This is a genomic window from Priestia sp. YIM B13551 (assembly GCF_042787905.1).
Lineage (GTDB): Bacteria > Bacillota > Bacilli > Bacillales > Bacillaceae_H > Priestia.
Map to the genome: position 1 here is coordinate 841,344 of NZ_JBHZOX010000002.1, position 18,184 is coordinate 859,527.

Here is an 18,184-nt window from a genome sequence, read left to right on the forward strand (position 1 = left end):
CTAAAACAAAAAGCAGATGAAACGAATGTCTCATCTGCTTTTTACTAACAGCTCTACTGCTTCTTTTACTAAGTTTTCGGTATTCTCGCCTTTTTCAATGCTTTCTCTTACGCATTGTTCAAGATTGGTGCTGACAATAACACCCATTGTGCGATCAATTGCGCTTCTAGCTGCTGAGAGCTGTGTCACAATGTCACGGCAGTCTTTTCCTTGTTCCATCATATTTAAGACGCCTTTTAACTGACCTTCAATTCGTTTTAAACGATTTTTAACTTGCTTATCATATTCCATCATACTACTACCTCCGCTCGTGCATGATTGCGTTTCTTGCTTTTAAGCTGTACGCATGAAGTAAATGTATACACAACTTTATACCTATTAGGGTATGATGTCAAGTAAAGGAAGTTTAACATAAATGTTAATACTTGTTTACACTGTATTTATTGTCCTGTAATCTAAACTTAGCAATCTGAGAGTATAGTTAAGCTGTAAAAACGACTTATACTGGAGGTTTGAAATGGCTACATACGGGAAAAAATTAATGGCAAGTCTATTCATTATCATGGCATGTGTTTTAGGGTTTATGGGACATGCAGCTTTTTTAGCTCCTGAAAAAACGGCAGCTGAAGTAAACTACGATGCAACGCTTTATTTTCCGTTAGACCGATATCCTGAAACGGGTGATCATATTCGTGACGCGATTGCCGCTGGGCACTCTTCCGTTTGCACAGTTGATCGCGACGGTGCTGAAGCGAACCGGGAAGAATCGCTGAAAGGATATCCGACAAAAACAGGCTATGACCGTGATGAATGGCCAATGGCTATGTGCGAAGAAGGCGGAGCAGGAGCTGACATTCGCTATATTTCACCTTCTGATAACCGCGGAGCCGGCTCATGGGTTGGAAATCAGTTAGAACAGTATCCAGATGGTACACGCGTACAATTTATCGTTCAATAATAGCAGAACAAGCTTTACTTTGAAGAGGTGAAATCATGAAAACAAAATGGAAAGAACAAGAGCTAACCATGTCTTATCATCAGTTTACGCTGTTTCAAAAAGGACAGCCAAAGCCCCATCACGACTGGAGTGATGAAGATATTCAAAAAGGATATGTCGCAGACGATAAAGCTATTTCATTTGAAGCCGTATCGAACACAAAAGCCATTATTGAAGTGTGGGTAAACGAAACTCTAGACGTATCACAGGCTGAAAAGACCACTCGCCTTCCTTTTCACGTCGAAAGCGATGGGATTGAAATCAAAAGCGTCCTATCTGAAACCTTAAGCTATGATATTCCAAACGGGTATTATTACGTCACATGCCTGACCATTCCTCTTCAAGAAAAAACAAACTCAGGCCTTTATTTGGTGAAGTATTTGCTGCATTTTGAAAGTCAATAAAAGAAGGCAGCCTACTGGCTGCCTTCTTTTATTGACTTTGGTATTCATAAGTTTCTTTATTTGATATAAACGGGCTGATTTCACCAAGCGAGAACAAGTGCAGCTCATGCATCGCTCTTGTACATGCTGTATAAAATAAATTTCGCTCGTATTCATCTTGGTAACATTCACTCGATGCATTGTAAATGATGACGGCATCAAATTCAATTCCTTTTGCTAAGTAAGCTGGCAGAACAAGCATGCCTTTTTCAAATGAACTTGTTTCTTTTGTCAGCAGCCTTGCAGACATCGCTTCAGGCAGCGCTTGGAATGCCTGACGACTTTCCTCAGCTGTTTTGGCAATAACAGCAATCGTTTTATAGTTTTGCTCCTTCAATTCATTAATTTTGTGTATAATTGCCTCATGCAGCTTTTGCACGTCGCCTGTAGCCGTTACGGTCGGTTTCGCTCCGTCTCGATTAAACGGCTCGATTAAATGACCGTTTGCTACCATATCCCTTGAAAATTCGACAATTTGACGTGTTGATCGGTAGCTTCTCGTAAGAGTCAGCGTTTCTGCTTCTTTCTCTTCGTACAGTTCGCTTGAAAGAATGGTCGGTGCGTTCAAGGCGTGCGCATAGATCGCTTGATTCAAGTCTCCAAGCAGCGTCATTCTGGCATGCGGAAACAGCTCTTTTAAAAACGCCAGCTGAAACGGTGAATAGTCCTGTGCTTCATCAATAAACAAATAGCGAATGACAGGGTTGGTTTTACGCCCTTCAATTTGATCTTTTATATATAAGTAAGGCGTTACGTCTTCATAAGACAGCTTCATGTTCATGACTCTTTGCACCGTGTTTTTAGCAGTGTCTTCCCATCCCTCTACGTGGGAAAAAAGGTGATTTCTTTCAAACAGCTGCATATAGATACGGCGAATGTCGATAAATTTAAGCTGTTTGATGGCTTGCTTAATAAATTTCATTTTTTTAGCTACAACCGCTTTGGCTAAATACGCTTGTTCCCGGTCAAAGTCGTCAAATGAACTTTCCGTGTAGCCTTCCTTTTTCTGCAGGTGCTGATAGGCCTCTACATAATCTTCTTTTTCTAAAAGCTGAATTTCTTCTTGAACCCAATCTTTTTTGCGCTCAAGTTTTTCAAGCTGATTAATGAGTTTAAGCGCCCATTCCGCAACGAGCTGCATCCTGTTAGGTATGGAAATTCCCTTATCAAGCGAATAGAAATAAGACAGCAGACGCCGAGCAGATAACACGATTTCGCCGCGAAACTTAATGTTTTTAAAAATGATGTCTTTAGTAGACAGTTCTTCAATATACGCATCTACCTGCTTTTTAAATTCACAGCTTGCCTTGTAGCGAATTTCCTGCATTTTTTGCTTTTTTGCCGCAACATCTTTTTCCGTTAGCAAATATTCGATTTGCACGAACAAGTCCTCCACTTCAAACTCGTTTCCTAACCGGCCATCGGCATATTGCTGAAACGTTGTTTGTTTCATATTGTCTTCTCCAAGCTCCGGAAGAACAGTTGAGACGTAGCTGTTAAAAAGCGGATTTGGTGAAAACAGCATCATGTTTTCTGCAGTCAGCTGCTTTCGGTGATGATAGAGAAGATAAGCCACGCGCTGAAGAGCTGCAGACGTTTTACCGCTCCCTGCTACCCCTTGAACGATCAGCACTTTATTTTTTTCATTTCGAATAATTTGGTTTTGTTCTTTTTGAATAGTCGCTACAATACTTTTCATTTGACTGCTTGCATTGTGTCCGAGCACTTCTTGAAGCAGCTCGTCTCGAATGGTAATTCCTGTATCAAACATGCTTTTAATTACGCTATTTTCGATAATAAACTGACGCTTTAGCTTCATCTCGCCTTTAATCGCTTCACCTGGCGTTTCGTACTGCGCTTTTCCCGGTGAATAATCATAATAAAGACTCGAAATAGGCGCACGCCAATCATAAATTAAAAACTCTTCATCTTTTTGATCCATTAAAGAGCCCACGCCCACATAAATAGCTTCCGCTTCTTTTTCGCCATTTTCTATAAAATCAAAACGTCCAAAATAAGGGGATTGCGTTAGTTTTTTTAATGTTTTTAATTGATCATACGCTTGTCTATGGGTAATTTCACGTTCAGCTAAAAGTTCTGCCTGCTGCTTAATACTCGTAAATGTCTCAATCACATCATCCGGCTCATCCATATTAACCGTGACATCGTCCCAAAACGTGCTTCGCAAATCGACAATTTCGCCTTTTACATTTCCTACGCTTTTGCCTATTTTTTCAGCTTTTTGGCTGATTTCTTCTACTACCCAATCAACTCGCTGCTGTTCTTCTGTTAAATTTTTGTCTTTCACTTATCCACACCCCTTACACACGTTACCCGATAACAGAACTTGTTACCGGGTAAAAGCGATCGTTGTTTATTTTTTTCAGAGTCTACATACTTCCCTACTGAATTCGTAAATCCCTGCTATGTAACCATATTATGTCTTAATTTCCACCGTTAGTATACTGAAAAATAATGAACTCCACAACAAAAAGGGCTGAGAAAATCTCAAGCCCCTTATCTTTATAAGTCGTTCCTCTACTTATTAGCTATTACTGTTTCCAAAAAGTTAGCAGATGAATGATGGCTGACACCACTTCTACCCCTTGAAACGCCAGTAAACCTGCTGCTGCCGCTGTAAACAATCCGACTACCGCTTCTTTAAAAATGAATGGCATTGATACCAGCTCCTTTGCTTATTTAAAATAAGTAGATTTGTTATCATTCTACTCCTTTTTTCAGAATTTTCAATACCTTTTTATCAACAAAGCAAAATAAAAACGCTTTCACTTTATAAAAATAAAGTGAAAGCGTTTTTTAAGCTTCCTTTTCTAATGCGTTCAGCGCAAGTGAATATTCTAATCCTTTTCCTTTTTGCACAACGTGCTGCACTTTGCCCATGTTGCACGCTTCTTGCGCACTAACAGTCATGCCGTTTGTTAACTTTAGCTGCACAGGTTCTTCCGCAATTCGTACATCGCATGCTAAAGCTAACTCATATCCTCCGCCAAACGTAAAGTTTGTAAGAAGCGCAATCGTTTGTTTGGAGCTGCATGAAATACGCTGAAAAATCGCTCGAGCTGCTACTGCATGAATCGGCTGATAAAGCCTTCCTGTTTCTTCACGTAGGAAAGAAGTTGTTCTATGATCTCCGTTCATCTTATAGTACTCTCCCATAAATACAATAGATCCAACCGACGCATCGTGCTGCAGCTCATTCATCGTTTCTTGCAGCTCATACATGACTTCACTGTTCAAACGATTAAGCATTGACTGATTCATTCGTACAACCGCCACATGATTTCTTTTTTCTACTTTGATAAATCTTTTCATCATTCCTCCGCCCTTTCCCCTGTCGTTCTTTATAAATAAAGCGCTTTCAAAATATTTCGCTTTTTAATAGAAAAGTTATTTTCATAGTTTCATCATACAACAAACTCATAATTATTTCCATTAATTTTTTAATTTTCCGTCAATAATTCCATGAATCATTTCCATGTTTTTATCAAATAAGACGTGCTATAGTATAAACAGCACAAATGCAGCTGAACTCACTGATAAAAGGAGTAATCACTATGAAATACGACTTAACAAAATGGGAGCCTCACGGCTATTCTTGCCCTGTGGAAGCAGCCGTTGATGTAGTCGGCGGCAAATGGAAAAGCGTCATTTTATATCAATTATCGAAGGAACGCCGCCGCTTTAATGAACTGCGCAGACTCATTCCTGGTGTGACGCAGCGAATGCTCACACTGCAGCTTCGCGAACTCGAGCGCGACGGAATTATCCACCGCGAAGTCTATAAACAAGTTCCGCCTAAAGTAGAATATTATTTGACATCCTTTGGAGAAACGCTCATCCCTATTATCGAGCTGATGTTTAAATGGGGATATAATCATACCGATAAAATTGCTGAAGCGAGAATTCAAGCAGAAAAAGAGTAAGGAATGAGAAACGATATGAATAAAAGAAAAAAATTCCCTTTAATCTCCCCTTTTCTTTCGCTCAATTTAGTAAATACTGAAGTCGTCAGTCATGGCCGTCGTCACGAGTTACTAAGTGAAGACCAAGATTTGTTAGACTGGCTTCATATAATGTGTGAAGAGATCCCTTCTCTTGATAAAACAATATTGACTATGTCCCAAAGTGAATTAACGGAAGTGTTACATCTTATATATGATTTTCGATTGTGTTTAAGAAACAACTTTGAATCAATAGCAGATGGAAATGCCATTGATAATAAGTGGATATTATCTTTAGAAAGAAATATTGAAAAAGCTCCTTATGTTTTTAAAGTTCATGCACAGCAATTAGTACAAATCCCAATCGGGAGCATCGTAAATAAACTCTTTTCCTTACTATCATTAGATGCTTTGCAGTTAATCAGTGAAGGCCAACTAAACAAAATAAGAAGATGTAGCAACCCTGACTGTGTATTGTTATTTATTGATACAACTGGAAGACGTAAATGGTGCTCGATGAAAATCTGCGGGAACAGGCAAAAAGCGGCGCGTTTTCAAGATAAAAAGGATAGGGGTGAAATAAAGCTTGAATTCTAATCATGAATTCAAGCTTTTTTTACCTCACAAAAACTAACCATTAAAATCATTATTGACAGGTTAATTTACAAAGAGGTAAAATGATTGAAAAATAAAGGAGGTTTTATATAAAGATGAATAGTTCACCTAAAGCGTCGGCAAAGGAAGACATTTCATACACGCAATCATATTTTTCTAAAATGATAACAACCGCGAGAAGCCCTTTAAAAATTGACGTAAAAGATGCAGTTACAGGCTTAGTCGGTGGAACGGTTAGTATTTTACTTCTAGCTATACTGACTCAGCTTACATCAAGCCCTTGGCTTATGGCCCCTTTTGGAGCCAGCTGTGTATTAGCATTTGGCCTTTGGAACGCTCCTCTATCGCAGCCCAGAAATATTATTGGAGGGCATTTAGTAGCGACTTTGGTGGGGTTAACCATCTATCATTTATTCGGTAATAACCCTTACACTTTAGGAACAGGAGTCGGCCTAGCCATTTTCTTTATGATGCTTACAAAAACAACTCACCCACCCGCAGGAGCAGACCCCATTGTTGTGATCTTAGGCGCTTCTTCTTGGAATTATATTATCAATCCCGTTTTAATAGGATCGATTGTAATTGTAATCGTTGCCCTTCTTATAAATAACGTACGAAGTAACAGGTCGTATCCTACCTACTGGATATAAGAAATTTGCTGATAAGAATTTAAAAGTTTATAAGAATAGTCTCTAGAGTGAATCTACATAAAAAAAGACTTCCCACAGGTCAGTGAAATTGACTTGTGGGAAGTCTTTTTTATACGTTTTTCCGAATTAATAATTCTTTTAATCCGTATACAAATGTACTTTCAATCGGCTTTAACTCAAATGCCGGGCTCCAGTCCATCTGCGGATAGCGGTCAATCAGCTCGGCCAGCATAATTTTTGCTTCTATTCGAGCAAGCGGTGCTCCTAAGCAAAAATGAATGCCTCTTCCAAATGCCATATGCATATTTGGCTTTCGGTCGATTTTAAATACATCCGGGTCTTCAAAGTACTGCGCGTCTCGGTGCGCTGATCCCATCCATGGAATGACGTGTTCTCCTGCTTTTAATTTCTTGCCTGCAAGAATCACATCTTCTTTTACGATTCGGTGAAGAGCTTGAACGGGTGAACGATAGCGAAGAACTTCTTCAATCGCAGAAGGCAAAAGTTCTTTCTCTCGTTTGAGTCGTTCAAAAGAAGCTTTATCTTCCATTAAACAATAAATCGTATTTGAAATTAAATTTGTTGTGGTTTCGTTTCCTGCAATCAACAGCAAAATGGAAAACCCTACGATTTCTTCATCCGTTAGCTGTGTCCCTTCTTCTTTTGCCTGAAGAAGCACGGAGATAATATCATCTCCTGGATGGGTGCGTTTTTCTTCAATGATTCGATAAAAGTAAGTTTCTAGCTCATCATTTGCTTTCATTTTCTCTTGCTGCAATTTTTCTAGCGTTTCACGTTCATTATTCGACGGACCCGCTACGATAATATCCGACCAATCTTTAAACTGACGCTGGTCTTCTATCGGCACGCCTAAAATATCGGCAATCACCATAACCGGAAGCGGGTAGGAAAGATGCTCGACTATATCAATGTCTTCAAGGTGCTCAACTTCTTGTAATAATTCATGTGTAATGCGAGCAATTTTAGGCTCCCATGCTTTCATTGCTTTAGGCGTAAAAGCTTTATTAACAAGTGCTCTCATTTCAGCGTGCTTAGGCGGATCAATATTAATTAGGCTCGTTCCTAAAGCAGTTTGTCTTTGGTTTTGTGGAGGTCTTCGATCAGAAGAAAAAATATTCTTTTGTTCCAGTACTTCTTTGACTCCGTCATAGTGAAAAACATCCCATACCTGCCTTTCTTCATCCCACTGCACAGGTTCACTGTTTCTCATCTCTTCGTACCAAGAGAAAGGATTAAAGCGCTCTTCTTTTGTTTGAATCGTATTCACTTGACGGACGATTCCGTTTTCTCTTTCGGTTTTCATGTTAAAACCTCCCCATATCGTTCAAATAGAATGACTATACAGTCATCTATGACCAAATAGTACCATATATAAGAATTTTCTTAAAAATGATAGCTGTATATTTTAATAAAAATGAATCGATAGAAGGATATATTTTACAAAAAAGGGTAGACGCTATGCGCCTACCTTTTTAAGAATAATGTTCTTCTGGTTTTTGTAATCGGTTGTCTAACGCGTACGCGCCGCTTCCTGCTAGAATCATATGAAGCGAAACGACAAAAAGGGCAACCTCAAGCTCATAGCCGCCTGTAAAACCAGCACCGCTTTTCGCTGTAAAAATAGCGCCAATCATCACAATCGCAAACAAGACACCGATTAAACGCGTTTGAAATCCAAGAATCATAGCAGCTCCCCCTACGAATTCAATAACCGCAACCGCATAAGCGAAAAACGCAGGAATGCCCATGCTGTGGAAAAAACCGACCGTATTATCAATACCGCTTTGGAATTTGCCAAGACCATGAATAAAAAACGTTAGCCCTAACATAAGACGAAGTAAAAACGTTCCAAGCTGATAGCTTTTCATTTCTTTTCCTCCTTTTTTACTTTTGTCTGCACATGTAACAATTTTAGTTACAACTGTGAACAAATTCAAGGGGTTAGAACAGAAAAACAAGATATCACCAAATTTCTTTATCTCATTTTAAACGTTTCTTTTGGAAGTAAGGCAATACTCCCTGCTCAGTCACGCTGAAGATAAGAGAGAAAAGCAAAAATATGATCGTGAATAATGAGTTCTGCCGTAGGAGAATGGTTCTTCAATAGTAGGTGCTCAGAATATCGAAACCGATTGAATTTATTTACGTCAACATGGTGAACGGCCTGCACATGAAAATCTTCTATTATCGCTTTTACTTGAGCAAAAGGCGGTATCACAAGAGACTCAAGTCCAATTTTTTGCAGGCACTCTCTGCTTATGGCATGAGGAACAGCTGTCATCGAGCTCATTAATAAATCTTTTCTTCCTACCGTCTCATTTAACACGTACTTCCACCCCTGCACCACATGCGTGAGCTTTGCTTCATCTTCACATATGTTTAAAGCTAGATCGACACCGCTCGCTACCGCTGAAGCAAACGGGTATAGTTCTTGGGCAGACAGTACAAAATCTCCGTCTATAAAGAGAAGAATATCTCCTGTTGCTGCAAGGGCCCCCGCAGCTCTTCCGCAGTCATGCCCTAACCGCTCATCATAGACGAGGGTTTTGACGCCCTGTTCTTTGGCGTACTTCTCTGACTGGTCCGTAGAGCCGTTAATCACAACAATGATTTCTAATGGCTCAAGTTTTCTTGCTTCTGCAATTACTTGTTTGATTGTTTGTTCTTCGTTGCAAACCGGAATAATAACAGACAGCTGTTTACCTCCATAAAAAGAAGATAATTTCCCCCAGCCGCATTCCGCTACTGGAATAGGCTGCGTCAGCATATTCACTCGCCTTTTACGATTTGACGCAAGCGTATAATATGTCTGAAGAAGCTGCTGGTAGGATTGAATTCGTTCTCTGCTGCGCAGCGGGCGATCGAAAGGACGAAAGCTTCCCTTTCCCTGGGTTTCAATCGTAATATGCGAGCTTACACGATACTGTGTTAAAAACGTCACAAATAAGGAAAGAGGCGGCAGCTCCCAGTAGTTCTTCAATACACTTAACAGCACACCATAAGGCGCTTCTAAATAAGCGTTGGCACGATGAGGCTTTCCAAGCGCATGATGCAAGACCGCACTCCACGTCATTTCGCTGCGGTTAAAAGCATTTATCTTTGTTTTTTCCCACTTGTTTAGCACAACATCGCTATGTCCAAATAACAACGGCTGCACAAAGCGTTCAATCTCAGAAGCAGAAAGAATAATATCTCCGTCTACAAATAAGACGGCATCTCCTTTGGCAGCTTTGGCTCCTTCCATTCTTGCTTCATGAGGAGAAAGGCGTTTTTCCACTACTTTTACCATGCACCCTTCTTCTTTTGCTATTTTTACTGAAGCATCGGTACAGCCATTTGCGATTACAATAATCTCAAGCACATTCACTTTCTTAATTTGTTTAAGCACGTTCTTTAGCGTGTCTTCTTCATTGTAAACAGGCAGCACGACAGAAAGAGTTTTCATTAATATCACTCCTAAAAAAAGAACCACTGAATAACTCAGCGGCTTCATTCATTTAAAATACCTCTTGTATCTACAACTTTTTTTGCATTTTTTACGATTGACCAATTCACCTGACTATGGTCAGTTAATACCAGTACAACATCGCTTTTTTCGACTTCCTCTTTTGTGAGCGGAACAGAAAAGTACGTTTGCTTATTAAAGACGGCAGAGTCAATATACGGGTCATGATACGTTAATTCATACCCTTTTTCTAAAAGACCTTCACACACGGTCAGCGCCGGCGATTCACGTATGTCATTTACGTCTTTTTTATACGCAACGCCTACCACGAACACGCGCTTTTCATTTGCTTCAAGCTGCTTTTCAACTCGCCTAATCACTTTATTTGGCATTTCTTCATTAATATGATGAGCCGCTTCAATAAGTTCGCTCGTTAACCCATTTTGCTTTAGTTTCCATAAGAAATAAAGCGGATCAACAGGTATGCAGTGCCCCCCTATTCCGGGACCTGGATAATAAGGAGTAAACCCAAACGGCTTGGTAGATGCCGCTTGTAAGACCTCATAAAAATCTATTCCTAATTCCTCACACAGTTCGTTTGTTTCATTCACCAACGAAATATTGACCAGGCGCTGAATGTTTTCAAACAGCTTGCACATTTCCGCTACTTTCGGAGAAGAAACAGGTACGACTTGCTGAAAAATACTTTTATAAAACGCCTGCACGTGATAAAGGCAGTCTTTACTGTAGCCGCTGATCACTTTTGGGATATTCTCAATATCGTATGACTTGTTCGCCGGGTCGACTCGTTCTGGAGAATAAGCTAAATAAAAGTCAACTCCTGCTTGCAAATCAGATTCCTTTAAAATAGGCAAAACAATTTCTTCAAGCGTACCTGGGTAGGTAGAGCTTTCATAAATAATCGTTTGCCCTTTTACCATGTGTTCTTTTAAGAAAGTAGATGCGCTAATAACTGGTCCTAAATCTGGATTGTGCGTTTCTGTAATTGGGGTTGGCACGGTCACCACTACATAATCGCATGCTTGAAATGCGGAAATACCTTTTTTCAATTCATATGCTTGAAAGTTTTTCTCGCTTTGAATCACATCATTACTTACATCTAGAATATAGCTTTTCCCTTGTTTTAGCGCTTCAATTTTCCGGACGTCAATATCAAGTCCAATCACGGTATAGTTTTTCTTAGCAAACAAAAGAGCAAGCGGCAGTCCTACATACCCAAGACCAATAACAGCAACTTTTTTATTCATCCTTCAACACCTCAAACAAAAGATCATGTCTTCGTATGTCTGGAAGAAATTCGCCTCTTTCGCTAGTTTGGCTAATATAGTACGCCATGGCCTCTACATAATCTCCTAGGATTCGCTGAGTTGATGCTGCTAGACCTTTGACTTTCATATGCTCTTTTCGAATCCGGTTCGTTCGCGCCACATCCACAAAATGAACAGGTTGAACCGTAAAGCCGTACATGATACTTTTTAATTGAAATAAAGGGGGAATAATAAGAGAATCATAGCCCACTTTCTCCATTACATCTCGTTTAATGGCATGCGGAATTGCCGTCGTTGTATTGATCGTTAAATCAGGACGTTTGCAAACAAGATTAAGAAAATATTTCGCAGCACTTACAGAGTGAATAGGATGCACTTCGTCAAGCAGACACTCTAAATTATTAAGCGCTACATCAATGCCTTGGTCAGCTGCTTCTAGATACGGACGTAAGTTTTCCGCGGAAATCACAATATCTCCATCTATGAACAAGCAAATTTCACCGCTGCTGTACATCGCACCAATTGCTCGAGGTACATTGTGTCCGAGCCGCTGCCTATAATGAAGAACAGTAGCTCCGGCTTCGATCGCTCGCTTAACCGTTACTTCATCGGCTCCGTTGGCAACCACAATGATTTCTTCCACTCCGGCTTTTTTTACTTCTTTAATAACGCTGGCAATCGTTTCTTTTTCTTCGCCTACTGGAATAACAGCACTATACCTAACGCCTATTTTCCGCTTCACATTCGGTGTATAAGTCGAAACAACTTCCCGGTTTCGATCGCCATCTGTTAGCCCGCCTCTTATTCCTTTTTCTTTAATAAGATGAGCCAATGCTTTAATGTGATCTCCAATGATGTAGTTAGTTGAAATAGGAAAAGGGGAATTAGTGGGAATGGTTTTATGAGTGTTTCGAATCTTGTTTGTATAAATAACGTCCGAGGAACACGGTGCAACGATTGACATTCCTTTTAAAAGAGCAATCGTTTGAGCAAGGGGCGGATGGGCTAAGTTTTCGTACCCAATTTCAGCAGCCGATGTTTTTTTTATGGCATGAGGAATAGCTGTTAATGCTTGAACGGATAAATCTTCACTCTGTAAGCATAAGTTCAGCATATATTTTGAAATAGAAACCGGATGGGGACGCACTTTTCGTTTCATAATCCAAGAAAGATCATTTAACGCAATGTCATGACCAGTTTCTATAGCCTGCGTGTATTTCATCAGCTCCTCATGAGGAACCGCTATATCTCCGTCCAAAAAAAGCAAAATCTCTCCTTTTGCTTTTTTAGCCCCAATGGCTCTTCCAATATTAATACCAAGAGCTTCTTCATAATAAACAGCACGGCAGCCTGCACCTTCGGCAATTTCCTTTGTTGCATCACTGGATCCATTTACTACAACAATAATCTCAAACGGCTTTATTTTTTGAACTTCTTGAAGCACAGGTAATAATGAATCGGCTTCGTTACAAGCTGGAATAACAACTGATACTTTCAAACTCACTCAACTCCGCTGAAAATTCGAACATACGTAATGGATACTAGTGGAATTGTTACATCCGTGGGCTCACCATATGAGCTTGACGTACGCACAACAGCCGCTGCGTCCGTAACAGCAAGCAGTGTTCCATTTCTAACATCATCAATAGCTGTGATAATTTGCACAAATGAACCGACATTTTCTCGTAATGCATCTTGAAACATACTTTTCTCTCCTTTCGTTTAAGCGCTTTGAATAGTAACAATGCTTGTAAATGGAAGTAATACCGTTGATGTTGGAGACTCTACTAATTCTAAATAATCATCTCCTACAAACGTCACAACACCTTCGAGTGGACCAGCCGTTGTTTCAATCACAACTTCTTGCCCGACATACTGCTCGGCAATTTCTTTAAAAGGTGATTCTTGGGATTCTTTAATAATACTTAACAAATAGTCTTTAAATGTTGGAGAATAGATTACTTCTGTTAAAATGCTTGATAAATAATGTTTGAATATTTGCGAATAAATTACTTCTGCAACGGCTTGTTTTGTATTATTTCTAATAAATTCAGCAAATCTATCTGAAAATAAGAGCCGCTTTAATCTAGATTTCGAATTACGCTTGGTTTTACTTTTACATTTACTACAGTAAAAAACACCCATTGTTATTTTCCTCCTTTTTATATTCGTATCCCCATCAAATGAACTAATTAGAGGGATTACTATATCAATATATACAAGCCGTAACATATCGGTGATAGAACACCTTCCTAAATTCAAATTAATCCGCACATGACTAGATCTTTTGACATAAAGTAAGTTTTTCTTGATTATTTTCATCAAAAAAAGACAAAGTCATCACGACTTTGTCTTTTTTATCTATTTCTCTATTAATTAGCTACAACGCGTTTTGCTCCTATATAGCGCTCTTTCCAATAGCTTGAATTTTTATCGCTAATTGTAACGCCTTTAGAAGACGAAGCATTAATAAACTTTCCGTCTCCAAGATAAATGCCTGCATGAGAAGGACCTTCTTTGTACGTTTCAAAGAACACAAGATCTCCTACCTGCGGTTCACTTACATTTTCACCTGCTTGATAGATATCTTCAACCGTTCTTGGAATATCGATGCCTACACTTTCTTTATATACATACTGAAGATATCCGCTGCAGTCAAATCCTGAAGGTGTGGTGCCGCCCCATTTGTACGGCGTGCCCATTAAGGATTTTGCTTTGCTAATTACTTTATCAACATTTACTTCTGATTCGCCTTCTACAACGCCGCCTTTACCTAATGCATTGTATGTATTTTCTCCAACAATTCCGTCTGCTTCTAGGTTATGTTTCTCTTGAAAAGCTATGACCGCTTTTTTGGTTTCATAATTAAAATAACGCGATACTTCGACTTTTAAAAATCCTTTATCTTTTAACACTGTTTTAACTTGTTCCACATCATCATTTGTCATCCCTTGTTTTAAAACCGTGTCGCCAAACGCAGCATGTCCCATTGCCGGACTTGCAAATAAAGCTCCTCCTACAAGAAGCGCCGATAGCATTTTTTTCATTTCGTTTCCTCCCCGAATCATGTTTTAAGCACCGTACAACCATACCATCTGCGGATAACAATTCAATTAATAGAAGATAACAATTTGATAACAATCTTCTTAAACAGCCTCAACTCTTGGATATAAAACGCCGAAATATAAGAAGAAAAGAAAAACAACTATTCTAGCAAATAAAGGTGATAAACATGAATTGGTTTAAACGAAACAAAGTGCACGCCGAAGCCGCGGGTGTCGAATCCATCACTGTAAAGCTGCAAGTATCGGATCCGATGATAAAAAAGCAGATTAACATGATTTCCTTAGCAGAAGATGATCTCGAACGGATTGCCAGATTTCAAGTTCACGCGCTGAACGCCATCGAAGAGATTGTGAATGATTTTTACAAAGCTATTGGCGAACAGGCCCATTTGGTTGCGATTATCGAAAAGCACAGCAGCGTCCATGCATTAAAACAAACGTTAAAACAGCATATCTTAGAAATGTTTGATGGACAAATAGATGATGCTTTTGTGGTAAAACGTCAAAAAATTTCCAAGATGCACGTTAAAATTGGACTTGAGCCAAACTGGTATTTGTGCGCATTTCAAAATTTATTTACGTCGCTTCTTTCAGTATGTGAACGTACGATGGAATCAAAAGAAGAATGTCTGGCTTTTATTGCAAGTATGACAAAGCTTATTAGTCTAGAGCAGCAAATTGTGTTAAAAGCCTATGAGCTTGAATATGACGAGCAGCGCGCTGGACTTCAGACTCAAAAAGAGAAGATTCAGCTAGAAATCTCTCGTACATCATCTATCCTTTCTTCGTTATCTGAAGAAACGAAGACGTTTATGAATCAAATGCACAGTCAATCCTCTGACGTCGTTTCTTATGCAAACAAAAGCTCTGAACTAGCAGAAGTCATTGAGAAGGAATCCGTTACGAGTCAAGCAAAATTAAAAGAAGAACAAAACATGCTTGGAAGCATACAAAAAAATACGTCGCTCATTCAAAACAAAATGAAAACGCTCGAACATACATCACAGCAAATTCATCAAATTGTTTCGATTGTTACTTCTATTGCTGAGCAAACAAATTTATTAGCATTAAACGCTTCGATTGAGTCTGCTCGAGCAGGCGAGCATGGAAAAGGGTTTGCAGTGGTGGCACAGGAAGTACGGAAGCTTGCAGAAGAAACGAAGAATTCTATTTCCAATATTTCAACTTTTATCGGAGACATTCAAAAACAAATCGAAAGCGTCTCGGCGTTAGGTGGAGAAGTCGCTACATTAACAAAAGATACGGCTGACAATATGAACAACATTACTTCTTTTTTCACAAACGTTCTTAGCATAACAACCGAGAACAAACAGCAAACCGTTCTAACAAAAAAAGAGCTTAAAAAAATAGCCGGCGTAATGAAGCAGCTGTCTCTCCGAATTGAGAAGATGGCCCATTCCTCAGAAGAACTTGAACGGTTAACTGAAAAAAGTTGATATGCAAAAAAGCCTTCTCAGCTTGCACAAGAAGGCTTTTTTATTTTTTCAAGCTAGCGGGCTCTTGAGAAGAACGTTCGATAAACTGGACAAAATCCTCTCCGTATATGCTTCGAATCAGAGCCGTCAGCTCAACAAAGTCAGGCAGCTCTCCGTAAACATCTCGCAGCGGCATCGCTCCTTGAAACAAAGGATTTTCAAGAGGATTATAATCCTCGAGCGTTTTTAAAAACATCTTTTTTCCTTCTTCTGTGAGCTGTACGTATGTATTCCGCTTATCTTTCTCATTTTTAGAAAGGGTAAGATAGCCCCGCAGGTGCAATTTTTTTGCAAAGTTAAAAGCTGTGGATAAATGCATGACGCCTAGTTTTGAAATGTCGGTCATCGACGCAATTTCCAGCTGATATGCAATCCCCAAAATGTGATGCTCATTAATGCTCAAATCGTACGGCTTAACCCACTGCTCCCAATCCTTTTCAGTAGACTTCCAAAGAGCTTTGCTTACCTGCATCACAAGCTGATTAAACAGCATAGCATCTTTAATCGTATCTTGATTTAACGTGCGTTTCACCTCTTCACTTCCTCTCTAGAAATGCAACCGTTCACATCATTTTTCCCTAAGACTTTATAAACAAAAAGAATGAAAATATATACAAAATATTATACATGATTGCTTATATATTTCAACTTATTTTGCATAAAAATAAATTTTAACGTTTCTTTATGTAAAAAACAGGCGTGAACGTTCAGCGTTCACGCCTGTTTTTTAATGAATATACCGTTTACCAACCAGAAGGTTTGAAATAACGTCTGTCGGAATTTCAAACTCAATGTTTCCCATATATCCTGGGGCGACTTTATATTTATCAAATACAATTCTAAGCTTGTGATCTTTTGTAATATAGAAGCTTTGATTCTCAGCAATCTCTTTAAAAGGATCCATATCTTCTTCAGTCAGCCAGTAGATTTTGCCCTCTTCATGCTTCATTTGATCTTTCATTTGCTGTTTAATATTTTCACTAATGACCTTTATATAGCTTTTATCTTTGAACAAACTTGGAAGCGTAACGAGCACTTCGTGTTTTTTATCAATCGTGTCGTACTGATTGACGCTCGACGTTGAAGCTCTCGATTCTTCCACATATCGATGAACCACAAGCAAATCATCGGTATCCGTCATAATATCATAGCCGCTGCTGACAGCCACGTTTCCTTTCTCTCCTTTTTGTAATGTTTTCATCTCTTTTTTAAACTGTTCATACAGCTGCTCATTTTCTTTTATATACTTTTCATTCAAGCTTGTTTGAAGACCTTTGTTTTCCAAGCCTGAAATCGATGGTGTTTTCACGTCAATACGAGAATGCTTTTCTTCTTGCTTTAGTTCATCAAATGTGATCACTTCTACTACTTTTCCAAGCACAGGAATTTTTGCCATTGCATTTGCCGCATCTAGACTCACATTCACCGTTGTGATAAAAATCACCGCTGCTGCCGCAATCGCGCTCGGCCAAATATAGGATTTCTTTTTACGGGGATGTGAAGAAAGTGCCTGTGCAACAACATCATCTAATTCGTCTGGAATAGGAATGTCATGATACTGCTTCTTTAACTTTTCTATTTTTTCATTCATTGTTCTAAGTCCTCCTCCGTCATCGTAATCCGCAACAGGTTCAACCCTCTGTATAGCCTTGTCTTTACCGTGTTTACATTTTCCTCAATGATTTCCGCAATTTCGTCCATTTTTAAATCTTCGAAAAACCTCAGAATAATAATGGTTTTATATTTAACCGGCAGCTGATCCATTGCTTGCTTTAAATCGATATCTTTATACTGATCTTCACGTCCGCTGCTCAAGTACTCAAGCGCTTCATCATCCATAAGCGTTAGACGTTTATGCTTACGCAGGAAATCGATTGCTGTTCGTACAACAATTTTATAAAGCCAGCTTTTAATCGATTGAATATCCTTGATACTGTCCATTGAAATGAGTGCTTTTTTAATCGATTCTTGCACAATATCAAGCGCATCTTCTTGATTTTTTACATAGCTAAAAGCAAGCCGGTAAAAATCCGCTTTATGCTCGGTTACGCACGCTACGAGCACCTGATGTGCATCATGTTTTTTCATCGTCTTTCATACCCTTCTATTTTCTCTTGCTGAAGTACATCTATAAGGTAGACGGAATGAGTAGAAAAATAGTTTGGTTTTTTTTAAAAAAAGTAAAACTAAATAATGGTCTC

General features: G+C 39.1%; 21 protein-coding genes. 6 read left to right on the top strand and 15 right to left on the bottom strand.

Annotation, left to right across the window (positions count from 1 at the left end; translation table 11 throughout):
* Positions 1-30: 30 nt before the first annotated feature.
* Complete coding sequence (locus ACFX4N_RS13940) at positions 31-291, bottom strand: metal-sensitive transcriptional regulator (RefSeq protein WP_013058561.1); 261 nt, start codon at positions 289-291, stop codon at positions 31-33.
* Positions 292-583: 292 nt separating this feature from the next.
* Between ACFX4N_RS13940 and ACFX4N_RS13945 the strand changes: the two genes are divergently transcribed.
* Both ACFX4N_RS13945 and comJ read left to right on the top strand, forming a co-directional pair.
* Complete coding sequence (locus ACFX4N_RS13945) at positions 584-958, top strand: NucA/NucB deoxyribonuclease domain-containing protein (RefSeq protein WP_228540951.1); 375 nt, start codon at positions 584-586, stop codon at positions 956-958.
* A gap of 35 nt (positions 959-993) precedes the next feature.
* On the top strand, positions 994-1,401 hold the full coding sequence (comJ, locus tag ACFX4N_RS13950) for a competence protein ComJ (RefSeq protein WP_013058563.1): 408 nt from the start codon (positions 994-996) through the stop codon (positions 1,399-1,401).
* A gap of 28 nt (positions 1,402-1,429) precedes the next feature.
* Here comJ and helD read toward each other — a convergent pair whose 3' ends face one another.
* The 3 genes from helD to ACFX4N_RS13965 all read right to left on the bottom strand — a co-directional run bounded on the left by helD (position 1,430) and on the right by ACFX4N_RS13965 (position 4,773).
* Positions 1,430-3,748, bottom strand: coding sequence for an RNA polymerase recycling motor HelD (gene helD / locus ACFX4N_RS13955; RefSeq protein WP_057273845.1), 2,319 nt, complete (start codon positions 3,746-3,748; stop codon positions 1,430-1,432).
* 244 nt (positions 3,749-3,992) lie between these two features.
* Positions 3,993-4,118 (bottom strand): hypothetical protein, encoded by a 126-nt coding sequence (locus tag ACFX4N_RS13960; RefSeq protein WP_016765178.1) that lies wholly within the window; start codon positions 4,116-4,118, stop codon positions 3,993-3,995.
* 139 nt (positions 4,119-4,257) lie between these two features.
* Positions 4,258-4,773 carry an enoyl-CoA hydratase/isomerase family protein gene (locus ACFX4N_RS13965; RefSeq protein WP_028411017.1) on the bottom strand — a complete coding sequence of 172 codons (516 nt, stop codon included), beginning with the start codon at positions 4,771-4,773 and terminating at the stop codon, positions 4,258-4,260.
* Between the two features lie 242 nt (positions 4,774-5,015).
* Here ACFX4N_RS13965 and ACFX4N_RS13970 point away from each other — a divergent pair, with 242 nt between their 5' ends.
* The 3 genes from ACFX4N_RS13970 to ACFX4N_RS13980 all read left to right on the top strand — a co-directional run bounded on the left by ACFX4N_RS13970 (position 5,016) and on the right by ACFX4N_RS13980 (position 6,667).
* Positions 5,016-5,384, top strand: a complete 369-nt coding sequence (locus tag ACFX4N_RS13970; RefSeq protein WP_057273846.1) for a winged helix-turn-helix transcriptional regulator — start codon at positions 5,016-5,018, stop codon at positions 5,382-5,384.
* 15 nt (positions 5,385-5,399) lie between these two features.
* Positions 5,400-5,999, top strand: coding sequence for a CGNR zinc finger domain-containing protein (locus tag ACFX4N_RS13975; protein WP_057274142.1), 600 nt, complete (start codon positions 5,400-5,402; stop codon positions 5,997-5,999).
* A 113-nt stretch (positions 6,000-6,112) separates the two neighbouring features.
* Positions 6,113-6,667 carry an HPP family protein gene (locus tag ACFX4N_RS13980; RefSeq protein WP_013058568.1) on the top strand — a complete coding sequence of 185 codons (555 nt, stop codon included), beginning with the start codon at positions 6,113-6,115 and terminating at the stop codon, positions 6,665-6,667.
* 109 nt (positions 6,668-6,776) lie between these two features.
* On the opposite strand, the gene ACFX4N_RS13985 is transcribed toward ACFX4N_RS13980, so the two are convergent.
* The 8 genes from ACFX4N_RS13985 to ACFX4N_RS14020 all read right to left on the bottom strand — a co-directional run bounded on the left by ACFX4N_RS13985 (position 6,777) and on the right by ACFX4N_RS14020 (position 14,469).
* Positions 6,777-7,991: a cytochrome P450 gene (locus tag ACFX4N_RS13985; RefSeq protein WP_377261613.1), complete on the bottom strand. Its 1,215-nt coding sequence runs from the start codon at positions 7,989-7,991 to the stop codon at positions 6,777-6,779.
* A 169-nt stretch (positions 7,992-8,160) separates the two neighbouring features.
* The gene (locus ACFX4N_RS13990) at positions 8,161-8,556 is read right to left on the bottom strand and encodes a DoxX family protein (protein ID WP_013058570.1); all 396 of its coding nucleotides are present in this window, start codon (positions 8,554-8,556) and stop codon (positions 8,161-8,163) included.
* A 155-nt stretch (positions 8,557-8,711) separates the two neighbouring features.
* Complete coding sequence (locus ACFX4N_RS13995; protein WP_057274143.1) at positions 8,712-10,133, bottom strand: glycosyltransferase family 2 protein; 1,422 nt, start codon at positions 10,131-10,133, stop codon at positions 8,712-8,714.
* A gap of 44 nt (positions 10,134-10,177) precedes the next feature.
* Entirely contained in the window at positions 10,178-11,401 is a 1,224-nt protein-coding gene (locus tag ACFX4N_RS14000) for a nucleotide sugar dehydrogenase (protein WP_057273847.1), read from the bottom strand.
* Positions 11,394-12,920 carry a glycosyltransferase family 2 protein gene (locus ACFX4N_RS14005; RefSeq protein WP_057273848.1) on the bottom strand — a complete coding sequence of 509 codons (1,527 nt, stop codon included), beginning with the start codon at positions 12,918-12,920 and terminating at the stop codon, positions 11,394-11,396. The genes ACFX4N_RS14000 and ACFX4N_RS14005 overlap by 8 nt, the downstream gene beginning before the upstream one ends.
* Positions 12,921-12,922: 2 nt before the next feature.
* Positions 12,923-13,126: a hypothetical protein gene (locus tag ACFX4N_RS14010; RefSeq protein ID WP_057273849.1), complete on the bottom strand. Its 204-nt coding sequence runs from the start codon at positions 13,124-13,126 to the stop codon at positions 12,923-12,925.
* A gap of 18 nt (positions 13,127-13,144) precedes the next feature.
* Positions 13,145-13,567 (bottom strand): DUF2642 domain-containing protein, encoded by a 423-nt coding sequence (locus ACFX4N_RS14015; RefSeq protein WP_057273850.1) that lies wholly within the window; start codon positions 13,565-13,567, stop codon positions 13,145-13,147.
* Positions 13,568-13,794: 227 nt separating this feature from the next.
* A complete protein-coding gene (locus tag ACFX4N_RS14020) occupies positions 13,795-14,469 on the bottom strand; it encodes a C40 family peptidase (RefSeq protein ID WP_057273851.1) in 675 nt (224 codons plus the stop codon).
* Positions 14,470-14,654: 185 nt separating this feature from the next.
* Between ACFX4N_RS14020 and ACFX4N_RS14025 the strand changes: the two genes are divergently transcribed.
* Positions 14,655-15,944 (top strand): globin-coupled sensor protein, encoded by a 1,290-nt coding sequence (locus ACFX4N_RS14025; protein ID WP_057273852.1) that lies wholly within the window; start codon positions 14,655-14,657, stop codon positions 15,942-15,944.
* Positions 15,945-15,984: 40 nt separating this feature from the next.
* Here ACFX4N_RS14025 and ACFX4N_RS14030 read toward each other — a convergent pair whose 3' ends face one another.
* The 3 genes from ACFX4N_RS14030 to ACFX4N_RS14040 form a co-directional block, all read right to left on the bottom strand.
* Positions 15,985-16,515, bottom strand: a complete 531-nt coding sequence (locus tag ACFX4N_RS14030) for an HTH-type transcriptional regulator Hpr (RefSeq protein WP_013058578.1) — start codon at positions 16,513-16,515, stop codon at positions 15,985-15,987.
* Positions 16,516-16,710: 195 nt separating this feature from the next.
* Entirely contained in the window at positions 16,711-17,574 is an 864-nt protein-coding gene (rsiV, locus tag ACFX4N_RS14035) for an anti-sigma-V factor RsiV (protein ID WP_377261617.1), read from the bottom strand.
* The gene (locus tag ACFX4N_RS14040; protein ID WP_013058580.1) at positions 17,571-18,071 is read right to left on the bottom strand and encodes an RNA polymerase sigma factor SigV; all 501 of its coding nucleotides are present in this window, start codon (positions 18,069-18,071) and stop codon (positions 17,571-17,573) included. Before ACFX4N_RS14040 ends, rsiV begins: the two co-directional genes overlap by 4 nt.
* Positions 18,072-18,184: the final 113 nt, after the last annotated feature.